Origin of the sequence: Martinezella multihospitum (genome assembly GCF_900094585.1) — a bacterium.
Taxonomy (GTDB): Bacteria; Pseudomonadota; Alphaproteobacteria; order Rhizobiales; family Rhizobiaceae; genus Rhizobium; species Rhizobium multihospitium.
This window is the reverse complement of the sequence record NZ_FMAG01000003.1, coordinates 117388-140111: the sequence shown is the minus strand read 5'-3', so window position 1 is coordinate 140111 and position 22724 is coordinate 117388. Positions and strand designations below refer to the sequence as shown.

Genomic DNA, 22724 nt, shown 5'->3' with positions numbered 1-22724 from the left:
GGAGAAATCCCAACATGAATTTCACAGACACTGTCACCGTCGCGGGGACGCGGCGGATGGGGGACGGCTACCTTGTGGCTGACGCCCGCATCGCCCGAACCGGCATTCAAACCTATGCTGGCGCCGAGATCGGCAAGCCCGAGATGCCGACCGTGCGCGTCTATCGTCCAGGGGGCGAGGTCTTTTCCGAAGATACGCTGAAGAGCGCCGCTCACCGGCCGGTGACAAATGAGCACCCGCCGGAAATGGTCACCTCGGAAAACTGGAAGAAATACGCGGTCGGCCAGACCGGGGACGAGATTAGCGGTGAGGGCATTTTCCTGCGCGTGCCGCTGATGGTCAGCGATGAGGACACGATCAAGGCCATCGAAAGCGGCAAACAGGAGCTTTCTGCCGGCTATGTCTGCGATGTCGATTTCACGGCCGGCGTGACACCCGCCGGCGAAGCCTACGACGCCATCCAGCGAAATATTCGCATCAACCATATTGCCATTGTGCGCTGTGGCCGGGCGGGCTCGAAAGTCCGCATCGGCGATGCAGCCGCACCGTGGGGCTGCTCTCCTCTCGCAGCCCCACGCCCCCTTTCCGATGACAAGCAAAGCAAGGAAGGAATGATGCCCACGAAGACGATCATGATCGATGGCGCCGAGATCGAAGTTTCCGATCAGGCCGCAGAGATCATCACGACATTGCGGCAGCGCCTTGCTGACGCCGAGGCCGGCCATCAGAAGGCCATCGCCGTCCGGGATGCCGAACTCGATACGCTGAAAGCGGCTCTTCTCGATGAGGCGGAGATCGAGCGCCGTGCCGCGGCGCGCGCCGATCTTATCGGCCTTGCCAGGGCGATTGTCGATAACATCCAGACATCCGGCCTTTCCGACGCTGCGATCCGCAAGGCCATCGTGATCGCCAAGGCAGGCGAGGGCGCCGTGCAGGGCCGATCGGACGCCTATATCGACGCGCGCTTCGACATGCTGGCCGAAGGCCTGCGGAAGAAGCCGGATCTTTTTGCTGAAACCATCAAGGACGGCATTAACTCCGTTCAGCCGTCTATATCCACGGCCTTTGCCGCCTATGCCGCCATGGTGCGCGATCTCGAGAGCGCGCATCTGGCCGCCAATCCCTCTTAACCAGATCAACGAAAAGGAGACGCTTCAATGGCGACTTATCAGACCACCTATGGAAACGCTCCTCGGAAGGGCCTGCACGGGCAGATCGCTTCCGAGGAAAAGGCTGACAAGATCAGCCGCACGGTTGAAACCGCTGCCGGCATCAAGTTCGGCCAGCCTGTGCAGCGCGGCCTTGCCGATCATGGCGTGGCGCCGTTTGCCGCAGGCGGCAAGTTTATCGGCATTGCCGTGTTGACGCCGAATGTGCTGCCCGATGTGGCGCCGGCCGGCGGTTACGCCCAGTTCATCACCGGCGCATTCCTGACTTCCGGTCAGATGTATGTGCGGGCCGGCGGCGCCGTCTCGGATGGTGATGCCGTCTACTACAACCCGACGACGGATGCCTACGTCAACGCAGCCGGCACCGGCATCGTCGGCCCCATTCCCGATTGTTTCTTCGACACGAGCGGCAGCAACGGCGACATTGTCGAGATTTCGCTCAAGCACAGGAGCGCCTAATTCATGAACCAGTTCGTTCGACAGCAGTTTGCCGATGCCCAGGCCGCCTATTCCTTCGTCATTGCGCAGGGGCGCAATATCGAGACGCGCATCTACCAGCGCCGTTATCCGACCCTCAACTACGGCCTCCATGTCCCGGTCGTCACCGAAGGCAATGAATGGGCCTCCGGCACGACCTTCTTCACCGTCGACAGCGCCGGCGAGGCGAAGTTCCTCTCTGCTGCCGGCACGGACATGCCGTTCAACCAGTCGAGCCGTGACAGCGCCAGCCATGATTTCGCGATGGTCGGCTCCGGCTGGGAGTGGAATCTCGAGGAGGTCAATCAGGCCGCACTCTACAATCTCGATCTCAATGCTTCCAACGCCATTTTCGCCGCCGATAAGATCGAGCGTCTGCTCAATTCCGTCGCCATGACCGGCTCGACGGAAAAGGGCTGGACCGGTTTCGTCAACGATCCGAAGGTGTCGCGCGTCGATGTCGCTGCCGACGGCACCGGCGGCTCGACCCAATGGTCCGCCAAGACGGCCGACCAGATCCTGCGCGACGTCAACGATCTTATCGGCGGCGTGCGCAAGAGGACCGGCGAAGTCGAGTGGATCGACAGCCTGCGTCTGCCGCCGGAAGCCTTCCGCCTGATTGCCACCAAGCGACTTGCCGATGGCGACGGCTATATCACCGTGCTGGAGTTCCTGCGGCGCGGCAATGTCTACACGGCCGAGACCGGCCAGCCGCTCGACATCCAGCCGCTGCGCGAGCTTGCCACGGCCTCGCAGGATGGTGGCGGCCGCATGGTCGTCTATCGCCGTGATCCGGAGGTGCTGCGCTTCCATCTGCCGATGCCGCGCCGGGTGCTGCAGCCGCGCCAGAAGTCGATCATGAGCTTCGAGACAGGCATCATCGCCCGCACCGGCGGCACCGAAGTGCGCCTGCCTGCGGCTATGGCTTACGGTGACGAGATCACCGCTGCCTGATGCTGAACTCCCTCTCTCCGCTCCGGCGGGGGGAGGGTTTTTCCTTCAAACGATCGACATCGGAGCTTTCATGTCCGTTTCTTTTTACGGCACGCTCGCTGCCGCTGACGCCTATTTTGCCGATCGCGGCAAGGCGGCCTGGGCTACTGCGAGCGATAGCGATCGCCTGGCGGCGCTGGTGCGCGGATCTCAGGCGATCGATGCTCTCTACGAGCCGAGATTCACTGGCCGGCGGGCTGGCGGCTATGATCAGGTGCTCTCCTGGCCTCGCAGTGAAGCCATGACGGTCAACGGCGAGCCGATCACCGAGAGCACATTGCCACTGGCCGTGACCTATGCGGCTTATGAGGCAGCAGCGCTCGAGCTTTCCGAGCCGGGCAGCCTGACGCCCGTCATCGTTGCGGCTCGCACGGTGAAGCGTGAGAAGGTCGGGCCGCTTGAGACGGAATATGCCGTTGCCGATACGAGCGGTGACATGGTTGCCGCCGCAAAGCCGATCCTGACCATGCTCGATGGGTTGCTTTACCCACTCCTGCGTCCGGTACTGCCGGGCATTCTGGTGGTGTGATGACTGCTTTCGATTACGATAAGGCGCGGGTGACTGCCGAGCGGCTGATCGCCAAATTCGGCCAGAAAGTCCTTCTGCGGCGCATTACGAGTGTCGGGCCGGATTACGATCCCGTACAGACGAGCGAGGATTTTCCATGCTCGCTCGTCGATCTCGACCAGACCCAGGCGCATGTCGCTGACACGCTGATCCACCGTGGGGATCGCATGGTCTATCTGTCGACCGAGGGGCTCTCGGTCACGCCGACTTTGGCCGACAAGGTGCTGATCGGCGGCGTCGAGCATGCGATCATCGATATCCAGCCGCTGTCTCCAGGTGGGACTGTCGTGTTTTGGCAACTGCAGGTGCGGCGATGACGGCGCTTGTACGTTTCAAGACGATCCTGACGCTTTGGCTGCTGGCGCGCGTCATCCTGCTGCTCAACCGGGTCTCACCATTGCCGGGGATTGAGAAGAGTGATGGGGCGAAGGCCGAACTTCGGACGGCCAGACCTGCGGTTCGTGCCCGTTACGGCCATCTTACCCTTTTGAATTTCGAGCGGCGTCGCTCCTCATCGGGCGACGCCGCCGATGACGCCTAACCTTATCAGCAGGTATCCGACATGGCTTCCTCGAATTTTTCCAATGACATCGCCGCCTGGGCCGAGCGAACTAAGAAGCGCATGGAAGAGGTGGTGAACCTTTCCGCGCAGCGGCTGGCCGAGGCGATCGTCGAGGCAACGCCTGTAGCCTCCGGCGACCTTGTCAATTCCTTCCGGGTTTCCGCCCCGCCGAGGCAAAGCGGTGATGCCGAGGGCGAGGATGAGGGCCGTCAGGTCGACCTGGCCGGCCTCGGCGTGCCGCTGGGCGGTCTGATCCATATGGGTTTCACCGCCCCTCATGCCGCCGCCGTCGAATATGGCAAAGATGGTCAGGCGGGGCAGGGCATGGTGCGGCTTGCGGCGCGCCAATGGCCTGACATCGTCGCGAGCGCAGCGCGCGACACGACGGACTGATCCTTCGAAATTTCAACAATCTAGACAAGGTGATGCATGGCGACGGCAACGGACGCTCTCATTCTGGCGGCACTGCTGGATCATCTGGCAGCACTCCAATTTCAGCCGCCATTGCCGGTGGCGCAGCCGGGCATTGCCTTTCCGCCGGCGGGGCAAGATAAGCCGGATAACTATCTGGCTGTCAGCTTTCTGCCCAACCGGCCCCGGCAGGTGACGCTCGGCGACGATCCGCAGCAGAAGCTCGGGCTTCTGCAGGTTTCCGTCTATTGGAAGGCCGGCGGCGGGCTGATCAAGCCACTCGATGCCGCCGGCCGGGTCATCGACCATTTCAACAACAAGACGCTGTTCGCCTCTGGCGTGAAGATCACGATCAGTGGCGAGCCGTGGGCCGCAGGCCCGATCCAAGAGGATGACCGGGTACAGATACCGGTCACCATTCCCTACACCGCCTTTGAACCGGAGACATGATCCATGGCGAACAAAAGCACGAAGAAGGGCTCGAAAGTCTACGTATGCGAGACGCCCCAGAATACCGACCTGACGGCCACGGCCTATGCCGCGCTGACCTGGGTGCAGGTGGGCAAGGTCGGCAAGGTCGGCGATTTCGGCTCGGAATCCACCATCAACAACTACAATACGCTGGATGAGCCGGTGCAGCAGAAGCAGAAGGGCGTTTCCAACGCCGGCGACCCGGAGCTTGAAGTCGCCTCCATCGCCGACGATCCCGGCCAGGACATCCTGCGCGTTTTCGGCGATCCGCTTAACATCAACAACATGGCGATCAAGGTCGAGCGCAACGATGCGCCGCAGGGCAAGACCAACACGGTCTTCTATTCGCGCGGCGTCGTTTCCGGCCCGCTTTATCCCGGCGGCGGCTCCGACGATTTCGATCTGGAGAAGTTCAAGGTCGGCCTCAACCAGCTGCCGATCCGCGTCGATCCCGTCACCACGCCGTAAGTGCGATCTTTCGGAACCTTGCGCGCGTCGCTCTCCTGCGGCGCGCGGCCACTCGAATATGTCCCAACCGATAAGGTGTTTCCTTGGATATCTCCAGTCTCGTCAATTCCGAAGATCTCTTCGAGCTGCAGCTCCTGCATCCGGCCACCGAGGAGCCGCTCGGCATCTCCTTCATGATCCGCTCGGCCGAGAGCAACGAGGTGAAGAAGATCGTTCGCCAGCATAGCGACCGCTTCCTCGCCAGCCGCAAGAAGAAGCTGACCACCAGCAAGGTCGAGGCCGAATATCTCGACAAGGCCGCCGCCGCCATCGCTTCCTGGAGCTGGGGCGAGCAGCAGTGGAAGGGCGAGCAGCCGGTGCTCTCCTTCGAGAAGGCTCGCGAAGTCGTCGAGGACGCCGGCTGGATCTACGATCAGGTGGCTGGCGCCTCGGAGGACCGCGCAAATTTTATGAAGAGCTTGCCGAAGGGCTTTCAGAAGCCGTAGGGATCGTTGCACGCTATGATTGCGTGCGTGATGCAAACGGCGAGACCCGGCGCGAACGCAACGAGGCCTTCGAGCTTTTAAGTCCGGAGGCCGAGGTGCCGGAGGCCGGCCATGCGCTCTGGGACTGGTTTTGGGACCTGCGTTCGGCGCAGGCCTCCGGCTTTTCCGGCCCGGCGCCGCTCTCCCACCAGGAAATGCTGGCCTGGCTACACCTGACCGGCAACCTTCTGCGCCGTGAGGACATCGCCGTGTTGAAGGCGATGGACGGGCGCTATTGCCAGGCGGTGGAGGAGGAGACGGAGGCGATCAGGGCGCGAGAGGCGGGGTAGAACGAGTTCTGACAATGAAAGCGAAACAACAAGAGTTGTTACTGCAGAAACTGAACTAAAGCAGCATTGAGTTTCTCAAGTCGTCCCTTTAGTAAAACCTTACATTCGTCAACTGAAATGTTAGGGTTTTGATAACCTGCGTTCTTTTGGAATTCGCCTTCCCATTTTGCCAGAACTTTTTGAGTGAGGTCTGCGTTCTTTGAAAATTTCAGCATCGTCGCTTCCACTGTGCTACGCGCTTTCAAGTATATGTCTACGCCCGCAACGTTTCGGCATAGGTAGGTGGCACTTAAATTGTCATAGAGGGCTTTGATCAGCACGTCCGCGCTAGAATCGCTATTTTTGGTGCTGCCGGCAAAAGCGCTACCGCCCAGAAGGCATAGGCATATAAGTGCAACAATTCCGCGCATTGTTCATCCTAATTTCAACCGAAGTCGATGCTAAAGCGACGGGAGAAGAAATACAAGTACTGCGCGAATTTGAATTACAGTGACGGTGCACTCATTTTTCTCAGTGATGGCCTTGGTTTGGGCCAGGCAAGATGGCCATCAGTGGGCTAGATAGGACAAGCGTTCTTATTTGAGTGTAGCATCACGGTAATTCCGCGAGGACCTTGCAGTGTGAAAGGCGATGGATGGGCGCTATTGCCGCGCGGTGGAGGAGAAGGCTACGGCGATCAGGGCGCGGGAGGCGGGGTAGGTGCTAAAGTTCTTCCGGAGACACCTCAATTAACGAGTCGTCTCCATATGTCGTGGAGCCAACCTCGATACGGGGCTATTGGTTTGGCATATCTTTGCTGCTCTTCTGTTGACAGTTCAGGTCGATCTTGAGTCACCTGAAGCAGGTTCGAATTGTCGACATCCACTGGATGTACGTCGTATATTCTCATCCCGGAAATACTGCCATCATCTGAGTAATATTTGCAATCGACAATTACATTTACAAATTCGTTATCTTTATTTTTGATGTTGAACTCAATTATACTTGAGTGAACCGTAGGATCCAGGCCGCCTTTTTTGAGAAAGCTTAGACCCTCTGTTCGTATCAAATTCTGGTGTGCCTTCATTCGGGCAGCCGCTTCGGCGCCTAAGGTCTCCAATGTAGCGTCATCTATCAAATATCTCTTCTCGATTTCAGGCTTCGAAAATGGCCTTTCCGACAAGACGTATCCGAGACGTTTGTAGCTCGATGGCGCAATGAAGTAGCGCATCATGCGTTCCTCGCAAGCTTTTACGATCGGTGGATCGAAGAAGCCATAATTGTTCAGCAGCAGCACGGCGATAACCGCTGCGATCAGACCAGAAATCGGCTTCATCAAAACTCCCGCAGATAGCCTAGCCGTATTCTCTTACATGAAATCAGAAGGTGGTCCAGTGACAGAAATCGCAACTCTAGGCATTAAAGTCGATAGCAGTGACATAAGGACCGCAAGTAACGATGTAAGGGATTTTGTTGCTTCGATGGGCCGGGCGGAAAAAGTATCCGGTGTGACTGGTCGTGCACTAAAAACGATGAGCAATGAAGCGCGAGGTGCGGCAGGTTCTCTCGCCAGAGTTGATTACGCCATTGGCAAATTGAGCAGCAATGATCGATCGTCTCCGATCAAATTGTCGAGTTCCTTGATTGCCTTGAACGTGAAATCAAGCGACGGAAGTGGAAGAGTACAACTTTCAGGCGATAAATCACAATCCGCTCCAAATGGAGAATCCAGTTATCGCAGATCGCCGGAGCTGAAATATTATATGGAGAATCGGCCCGATGAAGGCAAAAATGCGTCCGATATGGCGTTGAGCCTCGGAAGCCAGGCAATAAAGAGCGCCAGTAGTCTGTTTGGTGGCTTCGGCGCCTTCTTTGCAGATATCTTTTTTAGTTCGGTAGCCGACAAGGTTGATGGAAGCTTACCATCAAACCGCTTTGAAACTTCGAAGAAAGTCATTGCTGATCGAGCGAGGATGACCGACGAGTTACGCAAGCTTTCTCTTGATGAAACTCCAGCGATGAAAATTAATTACGAAAATAGTCATACCGAAAACGGCCTAGTGAGTGCGTTAGAAACTCCTAAGAAGCTATCCGATTCTTCGCTGGAAATGGTGCGTGATACATTTAATTCAATAAAACTCGCTGCTGAAATGCAGTTCGGTACGGATTCATTTATCGGGGGAGGGAATTTTACTGAGCTGGAGAAGCAATATAACGAGATCAAGCCACTAATCTTGTCGGGAAAAGCCACGAGACAGCAATATCAAACTTTTGGGAATAGCGTAGCCGAAAATGCCGCTAAGAACCCACAATTTGTAAATCTTCAGACTTTTGCTCAGCTATTCAAGGACGCCATGCCTAGCATGATCCAGAATTCAGAGGCATACAGAGATTACGTTGCTTTGGATGAGAAGGTCAATAAAAACGTTGATGCAACGTCAGCAGCAATAAATGCCAAAATAAAGTCAGAGCAGAATGGAGCCGCCCCTGCTCCGCCGGCTGAACAACAACGCAAGCTTTCCCAAATCGGAGCTCTCGTGGAAACATTCTTTCCGGCGCTTTCGTCTTTCGCTCGCGCGGCGCCCCTCGTGATTGAAGCACAATCGAAACAGGTTGCGGTTGGCAGCGTTGACGTTCAACGCAACCAAAAGGATGAATTGCAGGGTGTTCAACAAGCAACGGATACTCTTACGAAGTCGACACAAGCCAATACCGAACAAACAAAACTCGGAATACAGACCTCCGCTCAATCCGCTGCCGCGACAGACAATGTAAAGTCGAAGGTTGTCACGCTGAAGCAAAGCCAGGACGAGCTTCAGAAAAGCTGTGCAGTGCAGTTGGCGCAAATGCCGCAATTGACCAAGGCGGCCAACGAGCAGGCTGATGCCTATCGGCGCGTTGCTGAGGCGCAGGCGCTGCAGAAGCTCGCGGGCGATATCCAGTTCCAGCAGGAGCAGATGGGCCGCTCGACCGTCGATCAAACAGTCGCCTCTACACAGAAGCAATATGGTCTGCCGGTCGATATGAATTCGGCCTCGGCCAATATCATTCGCTATAATGAACAGCTGAAATATGCTCGCGAGCTTGCCGGTGATTTTGCCTCGACGCTGGTCAGCGGCTTGCGCAATGGCGAGGGCCTTTGGAAATCCTTGGGGAAGGCGGCGATTTCCGTGCTCACCAAGATTTCCGACAGGCTGCTGAACGATGTGCTCAACAGCCTGTTCAAGGTCAACAGTGCCGCTGCAGGCGGTGGGCTGTTCGGTGGCGGCGGTATCCTTGGCGGGCTCTTGGGTGGAGGCGGTGGGCTGGATCTCGGCATTCTGGCGCGATCTCCGCAGGCGGCGGCAGCCGTTGCGAGTGGTATTCCCGGCCTTTGGGCCGATGGCGGCTATACCGGCCCTGGCGGCAAGCATGAGCCGGCCGGCATCGTTCATGCCGGCGAGGTCGTCTGGAGCCAGAAGGATATTGCCCGCGCCGGCGGCGTCGGCATCGTCGAGGCGATGCGGCTTGGCCGGCGTGGTTATGCCGATGGCGGCGTGGTCGGCGAGGGCGGGCCGCAATTGGTGCGGGCGCAGCCCGATGCTGCCGTTCCCGTCCGTCGACTCAGGGCCGATAACCAGAACGATGCCGCCGGCTCCACTTCCGGCGTGCATGTCACGGTCGGCGTTTCCGTCGATGAGGACGGCAATCTGAAGGCCTATGTGAAGAATGTCGCGCAATCGGAAGCGCAGAGTTCGACGCGGCAGGGGCTGAATGATTTCAATCAGCAGCTTCCCGATCGCGTCGCGCAGATCAACCGCAATCCCCGGAGGCGCTGATGGCCGTTTCCTATCCCTACAGCCTGCCGGCCTTTGCCGACCTTCTGAAGATCTCCAGCATCGTCTGGGACATTCAGCGCAATGACGAGCTTTCCGGCTCCGGTGACGGCCGGGTCTGGCAGGCGGAGCTGGCGCCGCCGCTCTGGACCGGCACGGTGACACTGGCCGACATGTATAATGCGGAGGCGAAACAGATCGCCGCCCGCATCCGCAAACTACACGGCGCCCAGGAGGCGCTTTTTCTTTATGATCCGCTGTCGAAATATCCGCAGGCCGATCCTGACGGGACGAAGCTCGGGAGCGCCGCGGTCAGTGTCGCGGCGCTCGGGGCCGACAATGCCTCGCTCAGCCTCAAGGGACTGCCGGCCGGCTATCGGCTGACCGTCGGCGACAAGATGCAGGTCGGCTATGGCGGCCGCTATGCCTTTCTCGAAGTTTCGGAAACGGTTGGTGCCGACGGGCAGGGGATAACGCCCGTCTTCGGCGTCTTCCCGCATCTGCCGGCGGGCTTTGCCGCCGGTCTCGGCGTGACGCTTCTGCTGCCGGCCTGTAAATGCCTGGTCATGCCGGGCAGCCACAATCCCGGCACCGCGAGCGGCCTGATCACCACGGGCGCCACCTTCAAGATCATCCAGAAGAAATAGACGATGAAGAACATCACCTCCGCCTTCTTTGCGGCGCTGACAGGCGCGCGCGACAAGGGGCTTGTGCCCCGTCGCTTCGTCTGGATCACCGGCAAGGATCTCGCCAGCGGCGCGGCCGCCTCGATCGGGCTCTGGACCGGCGACGACGATATCAACATCACTGTCACCTCCGGTGTCACCGGTCTGCCGGAGGCGCGGACCTATTATGGCGGCCTCAATCTGCAGGTGAGCTCGATCCCGCGCACGGCGGATCTTACGATCCAGACAGTGACCATCACCATCGGCCAGATCGCGCCCGCCGTGCAGCAGCTCGTGCGCGGCTATGATCTGCGGCTGGCGCCGATCGAAATCCACGATATGTCGTTTGATACCGGCACGCGCCTGCCGAGTGCGGCGCCGGAAATCGCCTTTCTCGGTATCGCTGACGGCGCGCCGGTGAAGACGCCGGCGGTGGGGCAGGATGGCGACATCGAAATATCCGCCATCTCCGCCGCCATCGCCATGCTGGAGCGCACCAATCCGGCCAAATCCTCCTATGAAGGCCAGAAACGCCGCAGCGGCGATGAATTCGGCCTTTATTCCAGTACCGTCGCCAATTGGCAGATCCCTTGGGGGCAGAAATGAACAGTGATCTCGTCAGGGTCAAGAACTGGCGTGCCCGTTTCGTCGCCGAGATCGATCGGCTGAAGCGCACGCCCTTTGCCTGGGGCAGCCATGATTGCGGACCGGGCCTTGCCGGCAATCTGGTGCTGGCGATCACCGGCGTCGATTGTGCCGCCCAGTTTCGCGGCGAATATTCGACGGCTGCCGGTGCCTTGAAAACGATGAAGGCGGCGGGTTTCGACAATCTCGCCGATCTCGTCGCCAGCATGCTGCCCGAGATCCATCCTAGCGAAGCCGGCATCGGCGATATCGCCGCCATCCCGCATGAAGGCCCCTTCGGCTACGCACTCGGCGTGGTCAATGGCGAGCGCATCTTCGTGCTGCGCGAGAGCGGGCTCGGCACGGTCGATCTGCTCGACGCCAAACGGGCCTTCAAGGTCGGCTAGGCCGGCGGTACATCGCTAATCCTCTTATCCCTGAACGGTGACATTTCGGCGCGGCTCTGCCCGCGACGACCCTTTCCTATGCGCCAATCGAGGTCGTCCGATCCATGAAATATCTCATCCTGCTTCTGAACGTCCTCGGCTTCTGGCTGATGGCGGATGCGGCGCATGCCGAACCGATCAGCCTGGCGATCACCTCGATTGCGGGCTTCTTCAGCTCGATCGGCGCCATCGGTAAACTTGTATTGACCGTCGCCATCAACATCGGTCTTTCTTTGGTCGAAAAGGCGCTGGCGAAGAAGGACAAGCCGCAACCGGCCGGAACGAAGCTCGAGATCAGCATGGGGGACGATCATGCGATGTCCTTCATCATCGGCAGCTACGCGACCGCCGGCAAGCGCAAGTATGCCGGCACCTGGGGAGACGACGGCAAGACGCCAAATGCCTATTTCACCGATGTCATCGAAATTGGCAGCCTTCCCAACCGCGCCGGCGAACGCGGCCTGACCAGCGTCTGGATCGACGACCAGAAGGTCGGCGTTCTCTGGGACCAGCCGCATCCGGATGGCCGCGGCTTTCCGGTGCTGCAGTATCGCGTCAAGAACAAGGACTATCTCTGGATCAAGTTCCTAGACGGCACGCAATCTAGCTCCGATCCTTTTCTGACGGCCAAATTCGGCACCCATGCTGAGCGGCCGTGGAAATCGACGATGATCGGCCGTGGCTGCCAGGTGGTCATTCTCACCTCGCGCTACAATACCGAACTCTTCAAGGGCGTTCCTGCCGGTCTTTTCGAGCCGCATCCGCTGCCGCTCTACGATATCCGCAAGGATTCCTCTGTTGGCGGCAATGGGGAGCATCGCTGGAGCGACCCTTCGACCTGGGAGCCCAGCAGCAACCCGGCCATCATGATCTACAATCTCGCCCGTGGTGTCTACTACGGCTCGGAATGGGTCTACGGCGGCCAGAACATCGGCGCCTTCTGCCTGCCGGCCACCAACTGGATGGCTGCGGCCAATGCGTGCGATGCCTCTGTACAGCTCGACGACGGCAGCAGCGAGCCGGCCTTTCGCGCAGGTTATGACGTGCAGTGCGATCAGGAGCCGCTGGACGCCGTTTCCGAACTGCTGAAGGGCTGCAATGGCCGGATTGCGGAAGTCGGCGGCATCTTCAAGATGCTGGTCGGGACGCCGGGCGCGGCGGTCTACTCGTTCACGGATGATGATATTATCGTCACGGAGGAGCAGGATTTCCAACCCTTCCCTTCGCTTTCCGCAACTTATAACGCCATCGAGGCCACTTATCCGGAGCCAGCGGAAAAATGGGCGACGAAGGACGCGCCGGGCCGTTACAATGCCGATCTCGAAGCCCAGGACGGTAATCGGCGCCTTCCGGCGCAAGTCCAGCTGCTTGCCGTACCCTTTGCCAACCAGGTGCAACGTGTCGGCTTGGCAATGATCCAGGATTACCGGCGCTTCCGAGTGCATCAGATATCGCTGCCGCCAGACGCCTATCCTCTCGAGCCAAACGATGTGGTCTCCTGGTCTTCGGCCCGCAATGGCTATGACGAGAAGAAATTCCTGGTCGTCAAAGTCGAGCCGCAACCGAATTTCCTGATCGTCGTCACGCTGAAGGAAGTCGATCCGGCTGACTATGACTGGCATCCCGGCTTGCAGCTGCCCACTGCCATCGGCTGGCTCGGTCCCATCACGCCGCCATCGCAGCCAATGATCGGCTGGACGGTGGAACCCTCGACGATCAAGGATGCCGGCGGCATCGATCGTCGTCCAGCAATCAAAATCAGCTGTGCGCCAGATCTCGATGATGTCGCGGGCGTATGGGTGCAGGTGCGTCTGAAGGAAACCGGCGATGTCGTGTTCGACAGCGACAGTAATCCTTATGCCTCTCCATATTCGTGGTTGATTTCCGGCCAATGGACGCTCGCCAATACCAACTATGAGGCGCGGGGCCGATATCTTCCGCAGTCGAGCCGGGCAACGGACTGGTCGGCCTGGTTGACCGTCAAGACACCGAACGTCCTCATTCAGACCGCCGACATTCTCGATGGCGCAATCATCCAGTCGAAGATCGCCGATGCTGCCGTATCGGCTGCGAAGATCATGGACGAGGCGGTCTCCAACCTGAAGCTCGCCGACCAGGCGGTTTCGACGGCAAAGCTGGAGGTGGCCGCTGTTACGGCTGATGTGCTGGCCAGCGGTGCCGTAATCTCTGCCAAGCTTGCCGATGGTGCCGTAACTGCTGCAAAGCTTGCCCAGGGCGCGGTGGATGCGACCAGCCTTGCGAGTAGTATCAAGGCCGTCGAAGTGGTCTCCGTTCTGCCTGTAGCAGGCAATGTCGAAGGACGGCAGGTTTATCTCACGACGGATGGGAAGCTCTACCGCTATCATAATGGCGCGTGGACGGCAGCGGTTGCTGCCGTCGATGTCAACGGGACCTTAAATAGCTCCCAAATTGCTGATAACGCCATCACGAACGATAAGCTGGCACCACTCGCCGTTGATGTAAGCAAGCTTGCCGATGGTTCGGTCAGTGCTGCGAAACTTGCGGCCAATGCAGTCGATGCAACCAAGTTTGCCTCCGGCATCCGGCCGGTGGAAATTGTCTCAAGCTTGCCCGCCACCGGCAATATCGAAGGGCGCACCGTTTATCTGACGATCGACGACAAGCTCTATCGCTATACTGGCAGTACCTGGACTGCCGCGACGCCGGCATCCGACATCACCGGCCAGATGACGGACGCGCAGATTGCCGCCATCAATGCGGCCAAGGTCACCGGGACACTGGTTTCCTCGCAGATCGCGGATACAGCGATCACCAACAGCAAATTGGCGGCTCTCGCAGTCGATGCCGTAAAGCTCGCGGACAACGCCATCACAACGACCAAGGTTGCAGACAATGCGATCTCGACGTCGAAGCTGCAGGCCAATGCGATCACGGCAGACAAGATCGCGGCGAATGCTATTACTGCGAAATCCCTTCTTTTGGTGGACTTCGAGAATCTGGTTCCAAACGGGAAGTTTGAAGACAGCGCCTCATCTATCTCGTCTTATCTGACAGTGGTTGGCGCAAACACCACGATGGCATACGTGGCTTCGGATAACACCGGCTCCCTCATGTTGCGGATGGTCAAAACCACGACCGCCAGCAACAGTGAAATTCGAACAACTGCATTTATTCCCGTCGCTGCGAGTGAGGTTCTTTATTTCGAGACGTCATTCAAAAGCGGTACGACGGACAACTCCACCAACGGTGCCTATTACCGGCTTATGTGGTTCGACGCCAACAAGGCGCTGATTACTCCAAACTACGTCGAACTTGCGGGTAACAAGGCATTTGGCACCACATGGACAGATTATAGTGGGAAGATCACTGTCCCGGCCGGTGCCTGCTATGCTCAGGTGCGGTTCTTCAACACGAGCACCACGGCGCTGACGCTCTTGATCGACCGCGCGATCCTTCGCCGCGCCAATGCCGCGAACCTGATCGTTGACGGAGGCATCACGACAAACCATCTGGCGGCAGGCTCGGTTACGACAGCTGCACTCGCCGCAGGATCGGTGGTCGCCGACGATATAGCGGCTAGCGCTGTGACCGCAGGGAAGATCGCCGTGGATGCCGTTACCTCAAGTACAATCGCGGCCGGTTCGGTGACCGCTGACAAGATCGCGGCCAATAGCATCGCGGCCGGTCAGATCGCGGCGGGTGCGATCGGCGCGACGCAGATAGCGGCCAAAGCCATAACGGTCGACAAGATGGTTTTGGCCGACTTCACCAATCGTTGTGAAAACCCGAACTTTGGCGAAGGGGACAAGAGCTGGGTGAATGGTCCCGGCGTCACCATCCTCAATGGCGCAAACGCCTACACAGGCAACTACTATATGAACATCGGTGCCGGTGCCGTGGCGAACGCCATCGCGTCGAGAAACAATAATATTTTTCCCGTCCTGCCCGGCGAGCAATATTTCCTTCAAGTGTTCATAAAGGCCATCGGAACCCCGGCCGGCTCGTTGTCTGCTCGCATCCGCTTTATGGGCGCAGACAAAATCAACTATCTTAACGCCGCGGGCTTCAGTATCCCCGTGACGGTTGGAACTTCGTACACGGATTGGAATGCAACGGTCATCGTGCCGTCCGAAGCAGTTTATGCTTGGGTTGATTTTGTTCCCGGAGAAAACCTCACCTCCACAGGCAGTTACCAGATCGGATTTGTCTCCTGCCAGCGTAGGAACGGCGGCAAACTGATTGTGGACGGCGCCATTACCGCTGAGAAGGTTGCGGCCGGCGCCATCACGGCAGACAAGATCGCGGTGAATGCGATCACCGCTCGGAGCCTCATTCTGCAGGATTGGGAAAATCTCATTCCCGATAATCAGCTTCAGGCACACGCTGCGTGGTCTGCACTCAACGATACGGTCGTCAATCCTTCAACAACGCAAGCCTTCACCTCGAAAGGAGCATTTGACTATACATATTTCACTGGCGCTGGTTACATGCAGATCGCCCAAAGCCAGGCCTTTGCTGTCGTTTCGGGTCAGGAATATCTTTCCTCCATTCAGGTGATCCGCACGTCGGGCACCAAATACGGCCTGTGGGCTCGTGTTCACTGGCTCGACGCCAAAGGCAACCTGCTAAGTCCCGACACCTACGTCAATATCACGGCGTACGGCACCAGCGATGGCGGAACTGCGAACGGTCTGCAGACCTTCACGGCTAGTATTACGCCGCCTGCTACGGCTTTCGGCGCTGTGGTCAAGATGTATATCCATAGGACCTACACCGACGGCAACGTCTCGATCGGGGGGCTTAGCCTCCTGCGCAAGGCGTCGGCCAGCCTCATCGTTGATGGTGCGATAACCGCAAGCGCACTGGCTGCGAATTCGGTGGCGGCTGGGAAGCTCGCGGCTAACGCCGTCACAGCTGGCATCATCGCTGCTGGGGCCGTCGCAGCCGCGCAGATCGCTGCTAACGCCATTACGGCCGACAAGCTGGCATCCAATTCGGTGACGACGAACGCTCTCGCGGTCGGTTCGGGTAAGAACCTGCTTCAAAACACCAGCTTCACGATGGGTCTGGACTGCTGGGGCGTCACCTATACCAGCGGCACCATTCCGGGGCTCGCCATGCGTATCCGCCAAGCGGGTGACGCATGGTCCGGCCGCAACAATCCGGTACTGGAACTGCGGCAGGGCAGCGGACCTACCGGCTTCTATGCGGATGTCCGATGGAGGCGGCCTGGCGGGGATGGTCTGGCCAACGGGCTGCCATTCTCGGTGCCTTGTGCGCCGGGCGAATGGTTGGAAGCAACCGCCTATATCTCGGCACATCGCTGCACCGTGGAGCTGCGTATCGAATGGGTGGGGGCCGATGGTGGCGCGCTCAGCTATACCACCGCCTCGGCAAATACGGGTGCGGGGGATCAGTTCAATCCCGACCTTTGGCCGCGTCTCCGCACAGCTGGTGCCGCACCTGCCAACGCGGTTGCCGCTTCCTTCCATCTGCGCAAACTGGACACCATCAGCGGTCAGACTGACAGCTTTATGTTCGTGAACAAGCCCATGCTGTGCCGTATCCCGGCCAGCGCGGCCGAACCAACGCCGTGGAGCGATGGCGGCGTGGTCATGATCACAAACGGCGGCATTGTCGCCAGCGCCGTTACGGCCGACAAGATCGCTGCCAACGCCGTCACGGCGGGCAAGATCGCAGCGAATGCGGTCACGGCCGGCACGATCGCAGCCGGTGCCGTCACCGCCACCACGATCGCAGGGGGCTCGATTACCGGCGACAAGCTTGCCGCCAACACGATCGGCGCGGATCAGATCGCGGCAAATGCCATTACCGCCAAACAGCTCGTCCTGACCGACTTCTCCAATGTGGCCGATAATGGCTGGCAGACCGGGACCTTGGATGGCTGGTCCATTCAGAACCGGCAGGCCTTCTATCTTGACACGAGCCAAGGCGATGCAGCCGGCTGGATGCTGCAGTCACTTGGTCGCGATATCGCGTTGTCGAACTATGTTACTGTCACTGCGGGTGAAGTTTATGCCTTCGACGCTTGGGTCCTTAATACCGATGCTGGCAACGCAAACATCTACGCGGGCTTTCTGACGCCAACGGGCGTATGGGGTCCACAGATCGTCCCCGGAGCCTCGACCAGCGTTAAAGGTCAATGGGTGCGCCTTCAGGGGCGCATTACGATCCCGAGCGGCTATACCAAGCTTGCCATGCTCCTGCAGGTCGATAAGACAGCGGGCACCGGCAGCTCTTGCTACTGGTCGAAGCCGGTGATGCGCCGCGCTGTCTCGGCCGAGCTGATTGTCGATGGCGCGGTCACTGCAAACAAGATCGCGGTCAACAGTCTCGATGCGATCACCGCCAATCTCGGCGCGGTCAATATCAGCTCTGCGATCATCGGCACTTTGCAGGTCGGAACTAGCAACATCGCGGGTGGCGCGGTAACCCGTGTTGATTCTTCAATCCAAGGTCAGGCAGGTATTAACTCTGGATCTGGCCCCATTCCGATCACGGGTATCACAGCCAATCACGGCACTGGTTCTCCGCCAGTCCTCGTCATGTCGTCATTCTCGATGAGCAATAACGGCTATACTCAGGCCGGCGCGATGACCGAAGTCGAGGTCTATGTTTGGGATAGCGGCAACAATGCTTATACGGCCGTTCTGCCGCTATCGTTCTATAAATACGGCACCTTCGCACACGCCTTCACGTACACCCCGCCTGCTGGAACCGGCGCAACGCAGTTCCGCTTCGATGTGAAGCCGCTCACCCTTCAAGGAAGCAGCGCGCCGCTCCTTCTTGTCAATAATCGCAGCATCAACGCGCTAACATTGAAGCGCTAAACCGCAGGAAAGGACTGCCATGTATCGCATAGACAGCATGTATGAACCAATGGTCGAGGCGCTTCTTGCAGCTCGTTCCGAAAACCAGGCCGATCGCTGGATGGCATGCGTCGCCTTTTGGCTCGGCCGGCAGCAGATCTACAATGTACCGGATTTCTGGCTGACGCTTGCCGCCAAAATCACCTCCGGACTGGGTGCGGCCGACAAGGACGCGATCCTTGATCAGTTGAGCAACAAGGAAGCAACCCTAGTCAGCTCGGCCACGGAGTGGCCGGAGACGCCGGAAAGCCTTCTTTCCATCGTTGCCGGCTGGTCGCCAGAAGCAAAGCCGGTCGATCTTTACGCCTATGCCGCATCCAAACGCTACACTGTCGAAACGGGCAGCATCGTTATCGATGGTATGCGCATCATGACCGATCGAGCGAGCCAATCGCTGATCACCGGAGCCTATAACTATGTGCAGGCAAATCCGGAGGTGACGGTAAGGTTCAAGACGGTAAGCGGTTTTGTTGAACTGACGGCGACACAGATGACGGCGATCGCGAACGCAGTCGGTGCTCATGTCCAGGCGGCTTTTGCGGCTGAGGGCGAGGTGAACGCCCAAATCATAGCAGGCTCGATCTCCACGAAAGCGGAGATCGATGCCTTTGCTTGGCCGTCCAATGCGGCCACATCGCCCGGTAGCTGATGGAGCCTGACTGCGCTCGCTAAAGCGCGCAAGAGGCCATTCGCGCTGCCGTAAAGGCAAGGTCTGCGCCGATGCGGTCGGTCGACCGTTTGGCCAGCTTTCCGAGGCGCTAATCCGGTTATGTATGCAATTACAGAGTGATACACCAAGGTCCGATGGACCCGTCAGCCAGCGCACGAGGCGAGCGATATGACCGGGTAAAACGAGGTAGCGAATCTGCCTCGGATTTAGACAGCCTTTAAGCTGGAGGCGAATTGGGCCTCGTTGCGAGAACCAGTTTTACTGGCGGCATCTTTGCCAAGCGTCTCATTCGTATTTTGCCATTCGAATTTATATCTTCTAGTTTGGAATGAAGCTTATGGATCACGAGAAATTCTTCTCGGCAGTGCGAGCGCCGTTATTTGGCGGTCGGCTATCGACAAATCAGGTCAATGGTACGGAGGCGATTCTGGCTGCCTGGGTAGCAGAGCCTTTCGATCCCCGCTGGCTCGCTTACATGCTGGCGACGGTCTATCACGAGACGGACAAAACCATGTGTGCAATTTCGGAAAATCTGAGCTATTCCGCCGCCGGATTGCAGGCAACTTTTCCGAAGTATTTCAATATAGCACAGGTAACTGCCTATTCCCGTCAGCCGCGACGGATTGCCAACCGTGCTTATGCTAATCGTATGGGAAATGGCGATGAAGCGAGTGATGATGGCTGGCGCTACCGTGGCCGCGGTCTCGTGCAAATCACCGGGCGAGACAACTATGCCAAGTATGGCATCATCGATGATCCGGATAGAGCTCTCGATCCTCGTAAGGCGATCGAAATCCTGTTCGACGGCATGATCAACGGCCGTTTTACCGGTAGGAAGCTTGCCGATTACTTCAGCGCTACTGGTTCCGATTGGATCGGTGCGCGCCGGATTATCAACGGCACGGATCGGGCAATCGATATTGCCGGTTTTGCCAAGAAGTTCGCGGCAGCGATTGAGCGCGCTCGCTAGATTTATCCAGGGTCGGTTACGGACGGTTAGATGCTGACGGATACCGGGAGCATCGACTTTTTGCACATGCCTTTGCCGGCAGCTTCCACGAATTCAAAGTTTGGGCAGCATCGCATCGGTGAGCTGCTCCAATCCATTTAAGAGGAAAACTTATGCTCAATACGAATGCATTCCATAATGTTCTGAATGTTTTGATAGCGTTATCTGCGTCCATGATTGCGGTTCTTCTGGCAACAGGCTGCACGCAATTTGCAGATGGCAGCTTGGAGTGTTCGCAATCCTTTATCGGCCCGGGCTTTGCCGCAGCTGCAACCGCGGCTTTGAGCACGCTGAAAATCATCATCAATATCATTCGTGATGGCGTTGCAGGTTTGATAAAGCCGCAGCCGCCTGTCGATAAATGAAACCATTTGCCTGCCGCACCTCTGATGAATAGGTGGCGGCGGCAATCGACGGTTCCAAAATCTGATTGAGAAAAGCGATGACGTTACACGAATTTCTGGATGCTTTGGGCATCAAAGTCGGCGTTGTCATCGCTGGTCTTTCTGGCGGTATTTTGCGTGGTCTCTCCAGGCGCCGATATACGACACGAGAGATCGTTGCGTCGCCGATCTGCGGCGCACTTGCCGCCACCTATCTAACAGAGCCGGCGCTTTTCTATCTGCGCGCTATCAACTGGCCTTTGCCGCAGAAGGATGTCGCAGCCATGAATGCGACGGCTTTCGTCGTCGGCATATGCGCCATGTGGATCGCCGATCTGGTTTTTGACGCCATTTCCAGATGGGTCAAAGGAGGCCGTGAAACGCCGTAGCCTTGATGATTTCATATGACAAAGAGGCACATAGGAGCGGGCGGCTATGACATATTTTCGATTGATATCCGCCCAATCCAACCTATTTCTTGATTACCTTCTACGACAATAAGAAATGGGGCGTCTTGTGGTTGATTTGTCGGATCGTTTTGCGGTTTCAAGCTGGTCCCTGCATCGGGCACTTGGTTCCACCTATCCCTATAAGCCCGCTGATCAAGCATATCCGGCCCGTCAGCCGACATATGGGAAGGGCACGATCGAATTGATCGATGTGCCGCAACAATGCGCCGATCATGGCATCTTTCGACTTGAGATATGCTCCTTCCATTTGCCGAGCCTTCTTCCTGGCTATCTCGGCGATTTTCGAAAGGCTATGGAGGAAGCTGGCGTAAAGCTTCAGACGCTGCTCGTTGAAGACGGAGATCTCAGCAATTCTGAAACCGCCCAGCGCGATGCCGAATGGATGGCAGGATGGATTGACGTTGCGGTGGCTCTTGGGGCTGAAAACATGCGCGTGATTGCCGGAAAGGCTCAGCCGACAGATTCGGCTTTGACGCTTGCGGAGACCCATCTGCGGTGGCTCGCCGAATTGGCTGCCGCGGCGGGAGTGCGTCTCGTCATGGAGAATTGGTTCGACCTGTTACCGGGACCGACGGAGGTCAATCGGATTCTCGATGCTTTGCACGGCAAAGTCGGCCTCAACGGAGATTTCGGCAACTGGGAGCGAGACGATAAATACGAAGATCTCGCAAAGATCATGGGCCGCGCTGAACTCTGCCATGCAAAGGGACGTTATTCAGCAGCGGGCCTCGATGCAGAGGATTATGTTCGCTGCGTTAAGCTTTCCGACGCGGCTGGCTATCAAGGTCCTTTCACGCTGATCTACGATTCTACATATCATCAGGATGAATGGTCCGGGATTCTCGAAGAGCGAGACTGTATCGCTAATGTCTTCAAAGAGAATGCGGCATAAAACAGCGGTTACCGCCGCCGCTTTTTTAGATACGCTACCTAGAGAAATTGTGCTCTGGTTTTAAATGCAAAGCTGGATGTCTGGGCAAGACGTCAATGAAAATCGTAGTTATGCAAGGCGCCAAGCAACTGATCTTGTGTTTGATAGCCGGCATTGTAGAGATCGATGGCCACATTGGCTGCCGACAGACCTTCCTGACTTTGTAATTTGATACTGCGTTCGGCACACCATGCAAAAAGTGCGCCTGCGAGGACATCGATGTCATCAGGGTAAAGCGGCGCATTGACCATCATAGACATTCGCTACACCATTCATTGTTGGAGCTTGGTATCGGGTGGGGCGAAGCGAACACTGCTTTGGTTTTGAAAATTTGCAACCGAGTTCATCGCGCGACGTTAACGGCAGCCTGATATGGGACAGGCTGTGTGTGTCTTAACGTGACACAGGTCTATTCTTGGGCACATTATTGCTGATTTTGATGCCCACCGGGCGGCGCCATAGAAGGAATAATCCTCACCGCTGTATCGTGTGGTGCAACAAACAAGAGGACGCCGAGCGTAATTGCCAGCGCCACTAAGAGGGACAATACGAGCCTTGGCCTGGAAGGCATCATTGATGGATTGGATGCGACGCCTTTACCGCGGCCTCAATCAGCTCCTCGGCGTATAAAAGTGCCGATGCCGTGTCGTCGCCATCAAGTTTCAAGTCCTTGCATTTGCGATGCATGGCTCTGCGAATCTGGACCAATAACGCTGCATCGATATCGACTTCACCTTCGTCGAATACATGCGTTAGCGCAGACTGGGCGACAATTTCCAGGACCGCAACTCGCCCCTCAATTTCACCTAGGGAGGGTATCGCATTCCTCTTCACATGCTGTTTGCAATCGCGATGGGTAGTAAGCATTTCGGTCACCTCCTTCACGAAAGAAGATAACTACCGAGAAAGGAAAAAGTTCGGCCGTTT

At 57.8% G+C, this 22724-nt stretch carries 25 protein-coding genes; 21 read left to right on the top strand and 4 right to left on the bottom strand.

Translation table 11 applies throughout. The annotated features are described in order from the left end of the window. Positions 1 to 14: 14 nt before the first annotated feature. The 11 genes from GA0061103_RS12250 to GA0061103_RS12200 all read left to right on the top strand — a co-directional run bounded on the left by GA0061103_RS12250 (position 15) and on the right by GA0061103_RS12200 (position 5933). A complete protein-coding gene (locus GA0061103_RS12250) occupies positions 15 to 1130 on the top strand; it encodes a DUF2213 domain-containing protein (RefSeq protein WP_092711504.1) in 1116 nt (371 codons plus the stop codon). 27 nt (positions 1131 to 1157) lie between these two features. Next, the gene (locus tag GA0061103_RS12245) at positions 1158 to 1628 is read left to right on the top strand and encodes a structural cement protein Gp24 (protein WP_092711502.1); all 471 of its coding nucleotides are present in this window, start codon (positions 1158 to 1160) and stop codon (positions 1626 to 1628) included. 3 nt (positions 1629 to 1631) lie between these two features. Further along, positions 1632 to 2600: a DUF2184 domain-containing protein gene (locus GA0061103_RS12240; RefSeq protein ID WP_092711500.1), complete on the top strand. Its 969-nt coding sequence runs from the start codon at positions 1632 to 1634 to the stop codon at positions 2598 to 2600. Between the two features lie 70 nt (positions 2601 to 2670). Further along, entirely contained in the window at positions 2671 to 3168 is a 498-nt protein-coding gene (locus GA0061103_RS12235; protein ID WP_092711499.1) for a DnaT-like ssDNA-binding protein, read from the top strand. Continuing rightward, the gene (locus GA0061103_RS12230; protein ID WP_092711497.1) at positions 3168 to 3524 is read left to right on the top strand and encodes a hypothetical protein; all 357 of its coding nucleotides are present in this window, start codon (positions 3168 to 3170) and stop codon (positions 3522 to 3524) included. Before GA0061103_RS12235 ends, GA0061103_RS12230 begins: the two co-directional genes overlap by 1 nt. After that, positions 3521 to 3748 (top strand): hypothetical protein, encoded by a 228-nt coding sequence (locus GA0061103_RS12225; RefSeq protein WP_092711495.1) that lies wholly within the window; start codon positions 3521 to 3523, stop codon positions 3746 to 3748. The genes GA0061103_RS12230 and GA0061103_RS12225 overlap by 4 nt, the downstream gene beginning before the upstream one ends. Before the next feature lie 21 nt (positions 3749 to 3769). Then, entirely contained in the window at positions 3770 to 4162 is a 393-nt protein-coding gene (locus GA0061103_RS12220; protein WP_092711493.1) for an HK97 gp10 family phage protein, read from the top strand. 36 nt (positions 4163 to 4198) lie between these two features. Beyond that, positions 4199 to 4630, top strand: a complete 432-nt coding sequence (locus tag GA0061103_RS12215) for a phage tail terminator-like protein (protein ID WP_092711491.1) — start codon at positions 4199 to 4201, stop codon at positions 4628 to 4630. A 3-nt stretch (positions 4631 to 4633) separates the two neighbouring features. After that, a complete protein-coding gene (locus GA0061103_RS12210) occupies positions 4634 to 5119 on the top strand; it encodes a hypothetical protein (protein ID WP_092711489.1) in 486 nt (161 codons plus the stop codon). Positions 5120 to 5202: 83 nt separating this feature from the next. Beyond that, the gene (locus tag GA0061103_RS12205; RefSeq protein WP_015340441.1) at positions 5203 to 5604 is read left to right on the top strand and encodes a hypothetical protein; all 402 of its coding nucleotides are present in this window, start codon (positions 5203 to 5205) and stop codon (positions 5602 to 5604) included. Between the two features lie 23 nt (positions 5605 to 5627). Then, entirely contained in the window at positions 5628 to 5933 is a 306-nt protein-coding gene (locus GA0061103_RS12200; protein WP_092711487.1) for a phage tail assembly chaperone, read from the top strand. 38 nt (positions 5934 to 5971) lie between these two features. Here the strand turns inward: GA0061103_RS12200 and GA0061103_RS12195 are convergent, their stop codons facing one another. Together GA0061103_RS12195 and GA0061103_RS12185 are read right to left on the bottom strand one after the other, a co-directional pair. Then, the gene (locus tag GA0061103_RS12195; RefSeq protein WP_092711485.1) at positions 5972 to 6343 is read right to left on the bottom strand and encodes a hypothetical protein; all 372 of its coding nucleotides are present in this window, start codon (positions 6341 to 6343) and stop codon (positions 5972 to 5974) included. Positions 6344 to 6657: 314 nt separating this feature from the next. Beyond that, the gene (locus tag GA0061103_RS12185; RefSeq protein ID WP_092711483.1) at positions 6658 to 7248 is read right to left on the bottom strand and encodes a hypothetical protein; all 591 of its coding nucleotides are present in this window, start codon (positions 7246 to 7248) and stop codon (positions 6658 to 6660) included. Between the two features lie 58 nt (positions 7249 to 7306). Between GA0061103_RS12185 and GA0061103_RS34735 the strand changes: the two genes are divergently transcribed. The 10 genes from GA0061103_RS34735 (at position 7307) to GA0061103_RS12135 (ending at position 21758) form a co-directional block, all read left to right on the top strand. Continuing rightward, positions 7307 to 9730, top strand: a complete 2424-nt coding sequence (locus tag GA0061103_RS34735; RefSeq protein WP_141694427.1) for a hypothetical protein — start codon at positions 7307 to 7309, stop codon at positions 9728 to 9730. Then, positions 9730 to 10374: a hypothetical protein gene (locus GA0061103_RS12175; RefSeq protein ID WP_092711479.1), complete on the top strand. Its 645-nt coding sequence runs from the start codon at positions 9730 to 9732 to the stop codon at positions 10372 to 10374. The genes GA0061103_RS34735 and GA0061103_RS12175 overlap by 1 nt, the downstream gene beginning before the upstream one ends. 3 nt (positions 10375 to 10377) lie before the next feature. Then, positions 10378 to 10998, top strand: coding sequence for a hypothetical protein (locus GA0061103_RS12170; RefSeq protein WP_092711477.1), 621 nt, complete (start codon positions 10378 to 10380; stop codon positions 10996 to 10998). Continuing rightward, positions 10995 to 11423, top strand: coding sequence for a DUF6950 family protein (locus tag GA0061103_RS12165; RefSeq protein ID WP_092711475.1), 429 nt, complete (start codon positions 10995 to 10997; stop codon positions 11421 to 11423). Before GA0061103_RS12170 ends, GA0061103_RS12165 begins: the two co-directional genes overlap by 4 nt. A gap of 104 nt (positions 11424 to 11527) precedes the next feature. Further along, complete coding sequence (locus tag GA0061103_RS12160) at positions 11528 to 18295, top strand: phage tail protein (protein ID WP_092711473.1); 6768 nt, start codon at positions 11528 to 11530, stop codon at positions 18293 to 18295. Positions 18296 to 18314: 19 nt separating this feature from the next. Beyond that, on the top strand, positions 18315 to 18983 hold the full coding sequence (locus GA0061103_RS12155) for a DUF4376 domain-containing protein (RefSeq protein WP_092711471.1): 669 nt from the start codon (positions 18315 to 18317) through the stop codon (positions 18981 to 18983). A 496-nt stretch (positions 18984 to 19479) separates the two neighbouring features. Then, on the top strand, positions 19480 to 19974 hold the full coding sequence (locus GA0061103_RS12150; RefSeq protein ID WP_342587965.1) for a hypothetical protein: 495 nt from the start codon (positions 19480 to 19482) through the stop codon (positions 19972 to 19974). Positions 19975 to 20126: 152 nt separating this feature from the next. Beyond that, positions 20127 to 20378 carry a hypothetical protein gene (locus tag GA0061103_RS12145; protein ID WP_092711467.1) on the top strand — a complete coding sequence of 84 codons (252 nt, stop codon included), beginning with the start codon at positions 20127 to 20129 and terminating at the stop codon, positions 20376 to 20378. A gap of 77 nt (positions 20379 to 20455) precedes the next feature. Then, positions 20456 to 20785 (top strand): hypothetical protein, encoded by a 330-nt coding sequence (locus GA0061103_RS12140; protein WP_075850980.1) that lies wholly within the window; start codon positions 20456 to 20458, stop codon positions 20783 to 20785. A gap of 115 nt (positions 20786 to 20900) precedes the next feature. Beyond that, positions 20901 to 21758, top strand: a complete 858-nt coding sequence (locus GA0061103_RS12135; RefSeq protein ID WP_092711465.1) for a sugar phosphate isomerase/epimerase family protein — start codon at positions 20901 to 20903, stop codon at positions 21756 to 21758. Between the two features lie 92 nt (positions 21759 to 21850). Here GA0061103_RS12135 and GA0061103_RS12130 read toward each other — a convergent pair whose 3' ends face one another. Beyond that, complete coding sequence (locus GA0061103_RS12130; RefSeq protein ID WP_092711463.1) at positions 21851 to 22057, bottom strand: hypothetical protein; 207 nt, start codon at positions 22055 to 22057, stop codon at positions 21851 to 21853. 310 nt (positions 22058 to 22367) lie between these two features. Continuing rightward, a complete protein-coding gene (locus GA0061103_RS12125) occupies positions 22368 to 22664 on the bottom strand; it encodes a hypothetical protein (RefSeq protein WP_092711461.1) in 297 nt (98 codons plus the stop codon). Positions 22665 to 22724: the final 60 nt, after the last annotated feature.

Excerpts from the sequence above, each read along its gene's own strand:
- GA0061103_RS12145 (WP_092711467.1), top strand. The coding sequence starts at position 20,127 with ATGCTCAATACGAATGCATTCCATAATGTTCTGAATGTTTTGATAGCG.
- GA0061103_RS12220 (WP_092711493.1), top strand. The coding sequence starts at position 3,770 with ATGGCTTCCTCGAATTTTTCCAATGACATCGCCGCCTGGGCCGAGCGA.
- GA0061103_RS12125 (WP_092711461.1), bottom strand. The coding sequence starts at position 22,664 with ATGCTTACTACCCATCGCGATTGCAAACAGCATGTGAAGAGGAATGCG.
- GA0061103_RS12130 (WP_092711463.1), bottom strand. The coding sequence starts at position 22,057 with ATGTCTATGATGGTCAATGCGCCGCTTTACCCTGATGACATCGATGTC.
- GA0061103_RS12230 (WP_092711497.1), top strand. The coding sequence starts at position 3,168 with ATGACTGCTTTCGATTACGATAAGGCGCGGGTGACTGCCGAGCGGCTG.
- GA0061103_RS12210 (WP_092711489.1), top strand. The coding sequence starts at position 4,634 with ATGGCGAACAAAAGCACGAAGAAGGGCTCGAAAGTCTACGTATGCGAG.
- GA0061103_RS12175 (WP_092711479.1), top strand. The coding sequence starts at position 9,730 with ATGGCCGTTTCCTATCCCTACAGCCTGCCGGCCTTTGCCGACCTTCTG.
- GA0061103_RS12225 (WP_092711495.1), top strand. The coding sequence starts at position 3,521 with ATGACGGCGCTTGTACGTTTCAAGACGATCCTGACGCTTTGGCTGCTG.
- GA0061103_RS12215 (WP_092711491.1), top strand. The coding sequence starts at position 4,199 with ATGGCGACGGCAACGGACGCTCTCATTCTGGCGGCACTGCTGGATCAT.
- GA0061103_RS12170 (WP_092711477.1), top strand. The coding sequence starts at position 10,378 with ATGAAGAACATCACCTCCGCCTTCTTTGCGGCGCTGACAGGCGCGCGC.
- GA0061103_RS12240 (WP_092711500.1), top strand. The coding sequence starts at position 1,632 with ATGAACCAGTTCGTTCGACAGCAGTTTGCCGATGCCCAGGCCGCCTAT.
- GA0061103_RS12140 (WP_075850980.1), top strand. The coding sequence starts at position 20,456 with ATGACGTTACACGAATTTCTGGATGCTTTGGGCATCAAAGTCGGCGTT.
- GA0061103_RS12185 (WP_092711483.1), bottom strand. The coding sequence starts at position 7,248 with ATGAAGCCGATTTCTGGTCTGATCGCAGCGGTTATCGCCGTGCTGCTG.
- GA0061103_RS12245 (WP_092711502.1), top strand. The coding sequence starts at position 1,158 with ATGGCGACTTATCAGACCACCTATGGAAACGCTCCTCGGAAGGGCCTG.
- GA0061103_RS12235 (WP_092711499.1), top strand. The coding sequence starts at position 2,671 with ATGTCCGTTTCTTTTTACGGCACGCTCGCTGCCGCTGACGCCTATTTT.
- GA0061103_RS12160 (WP_092711473.1), top strand. The coding sequence starts at position 11,528 with ATGAAATATCTCATCCTGCTTCTGAACGTCCTCGGCTTCTGGCTGATG.
- GA0061103_RS12250 (WP_092711504.1), top strand. The coding sequence starts at position 15 with ATGAATTTCACAGACACTGTCACCGTCGCGGGGACGCGGCGGATGGGG.
- GA0061103_RS12150 (WP_342587965.1), top strand. The coding sequence starts at position 19,480 with ATGCTGGCGACGGTCTATCACGAGACGGACAAAACCATGTGTGCAATT.
- GA0061103_RS12165 (WP_092711475.1), top strand. The coding sequence starts at position 10,995 with ATGAACAGTGATCTCGTCAGGGTCAAGAACTGGCGTGCCCGTTTCGTC.
- GA0061103_RS12155 (WP_092711471.1), top strand. The coding sequence starts at position 18,315 with ATGTATCGCATAGACAGCATGTATGAACCAATGGTCGAGGCGCTTCTT.
- GA0061103_RS12195 (WP_092711485.1), bottom strand. The coding sequence starts at position 6,343 with ATGCGCGGAATTGTTGCACTTATATGCCTATGCCTTCTGGGCGGTAGC.
- GA0061103_RS12135 (WP_092711465.1), top strand. The coding sequence starts at position 20,901 with ATGGGGCGTCTTGTGGTTGATTTGTCGGATCGTTTTGCGGTTTCAAGC.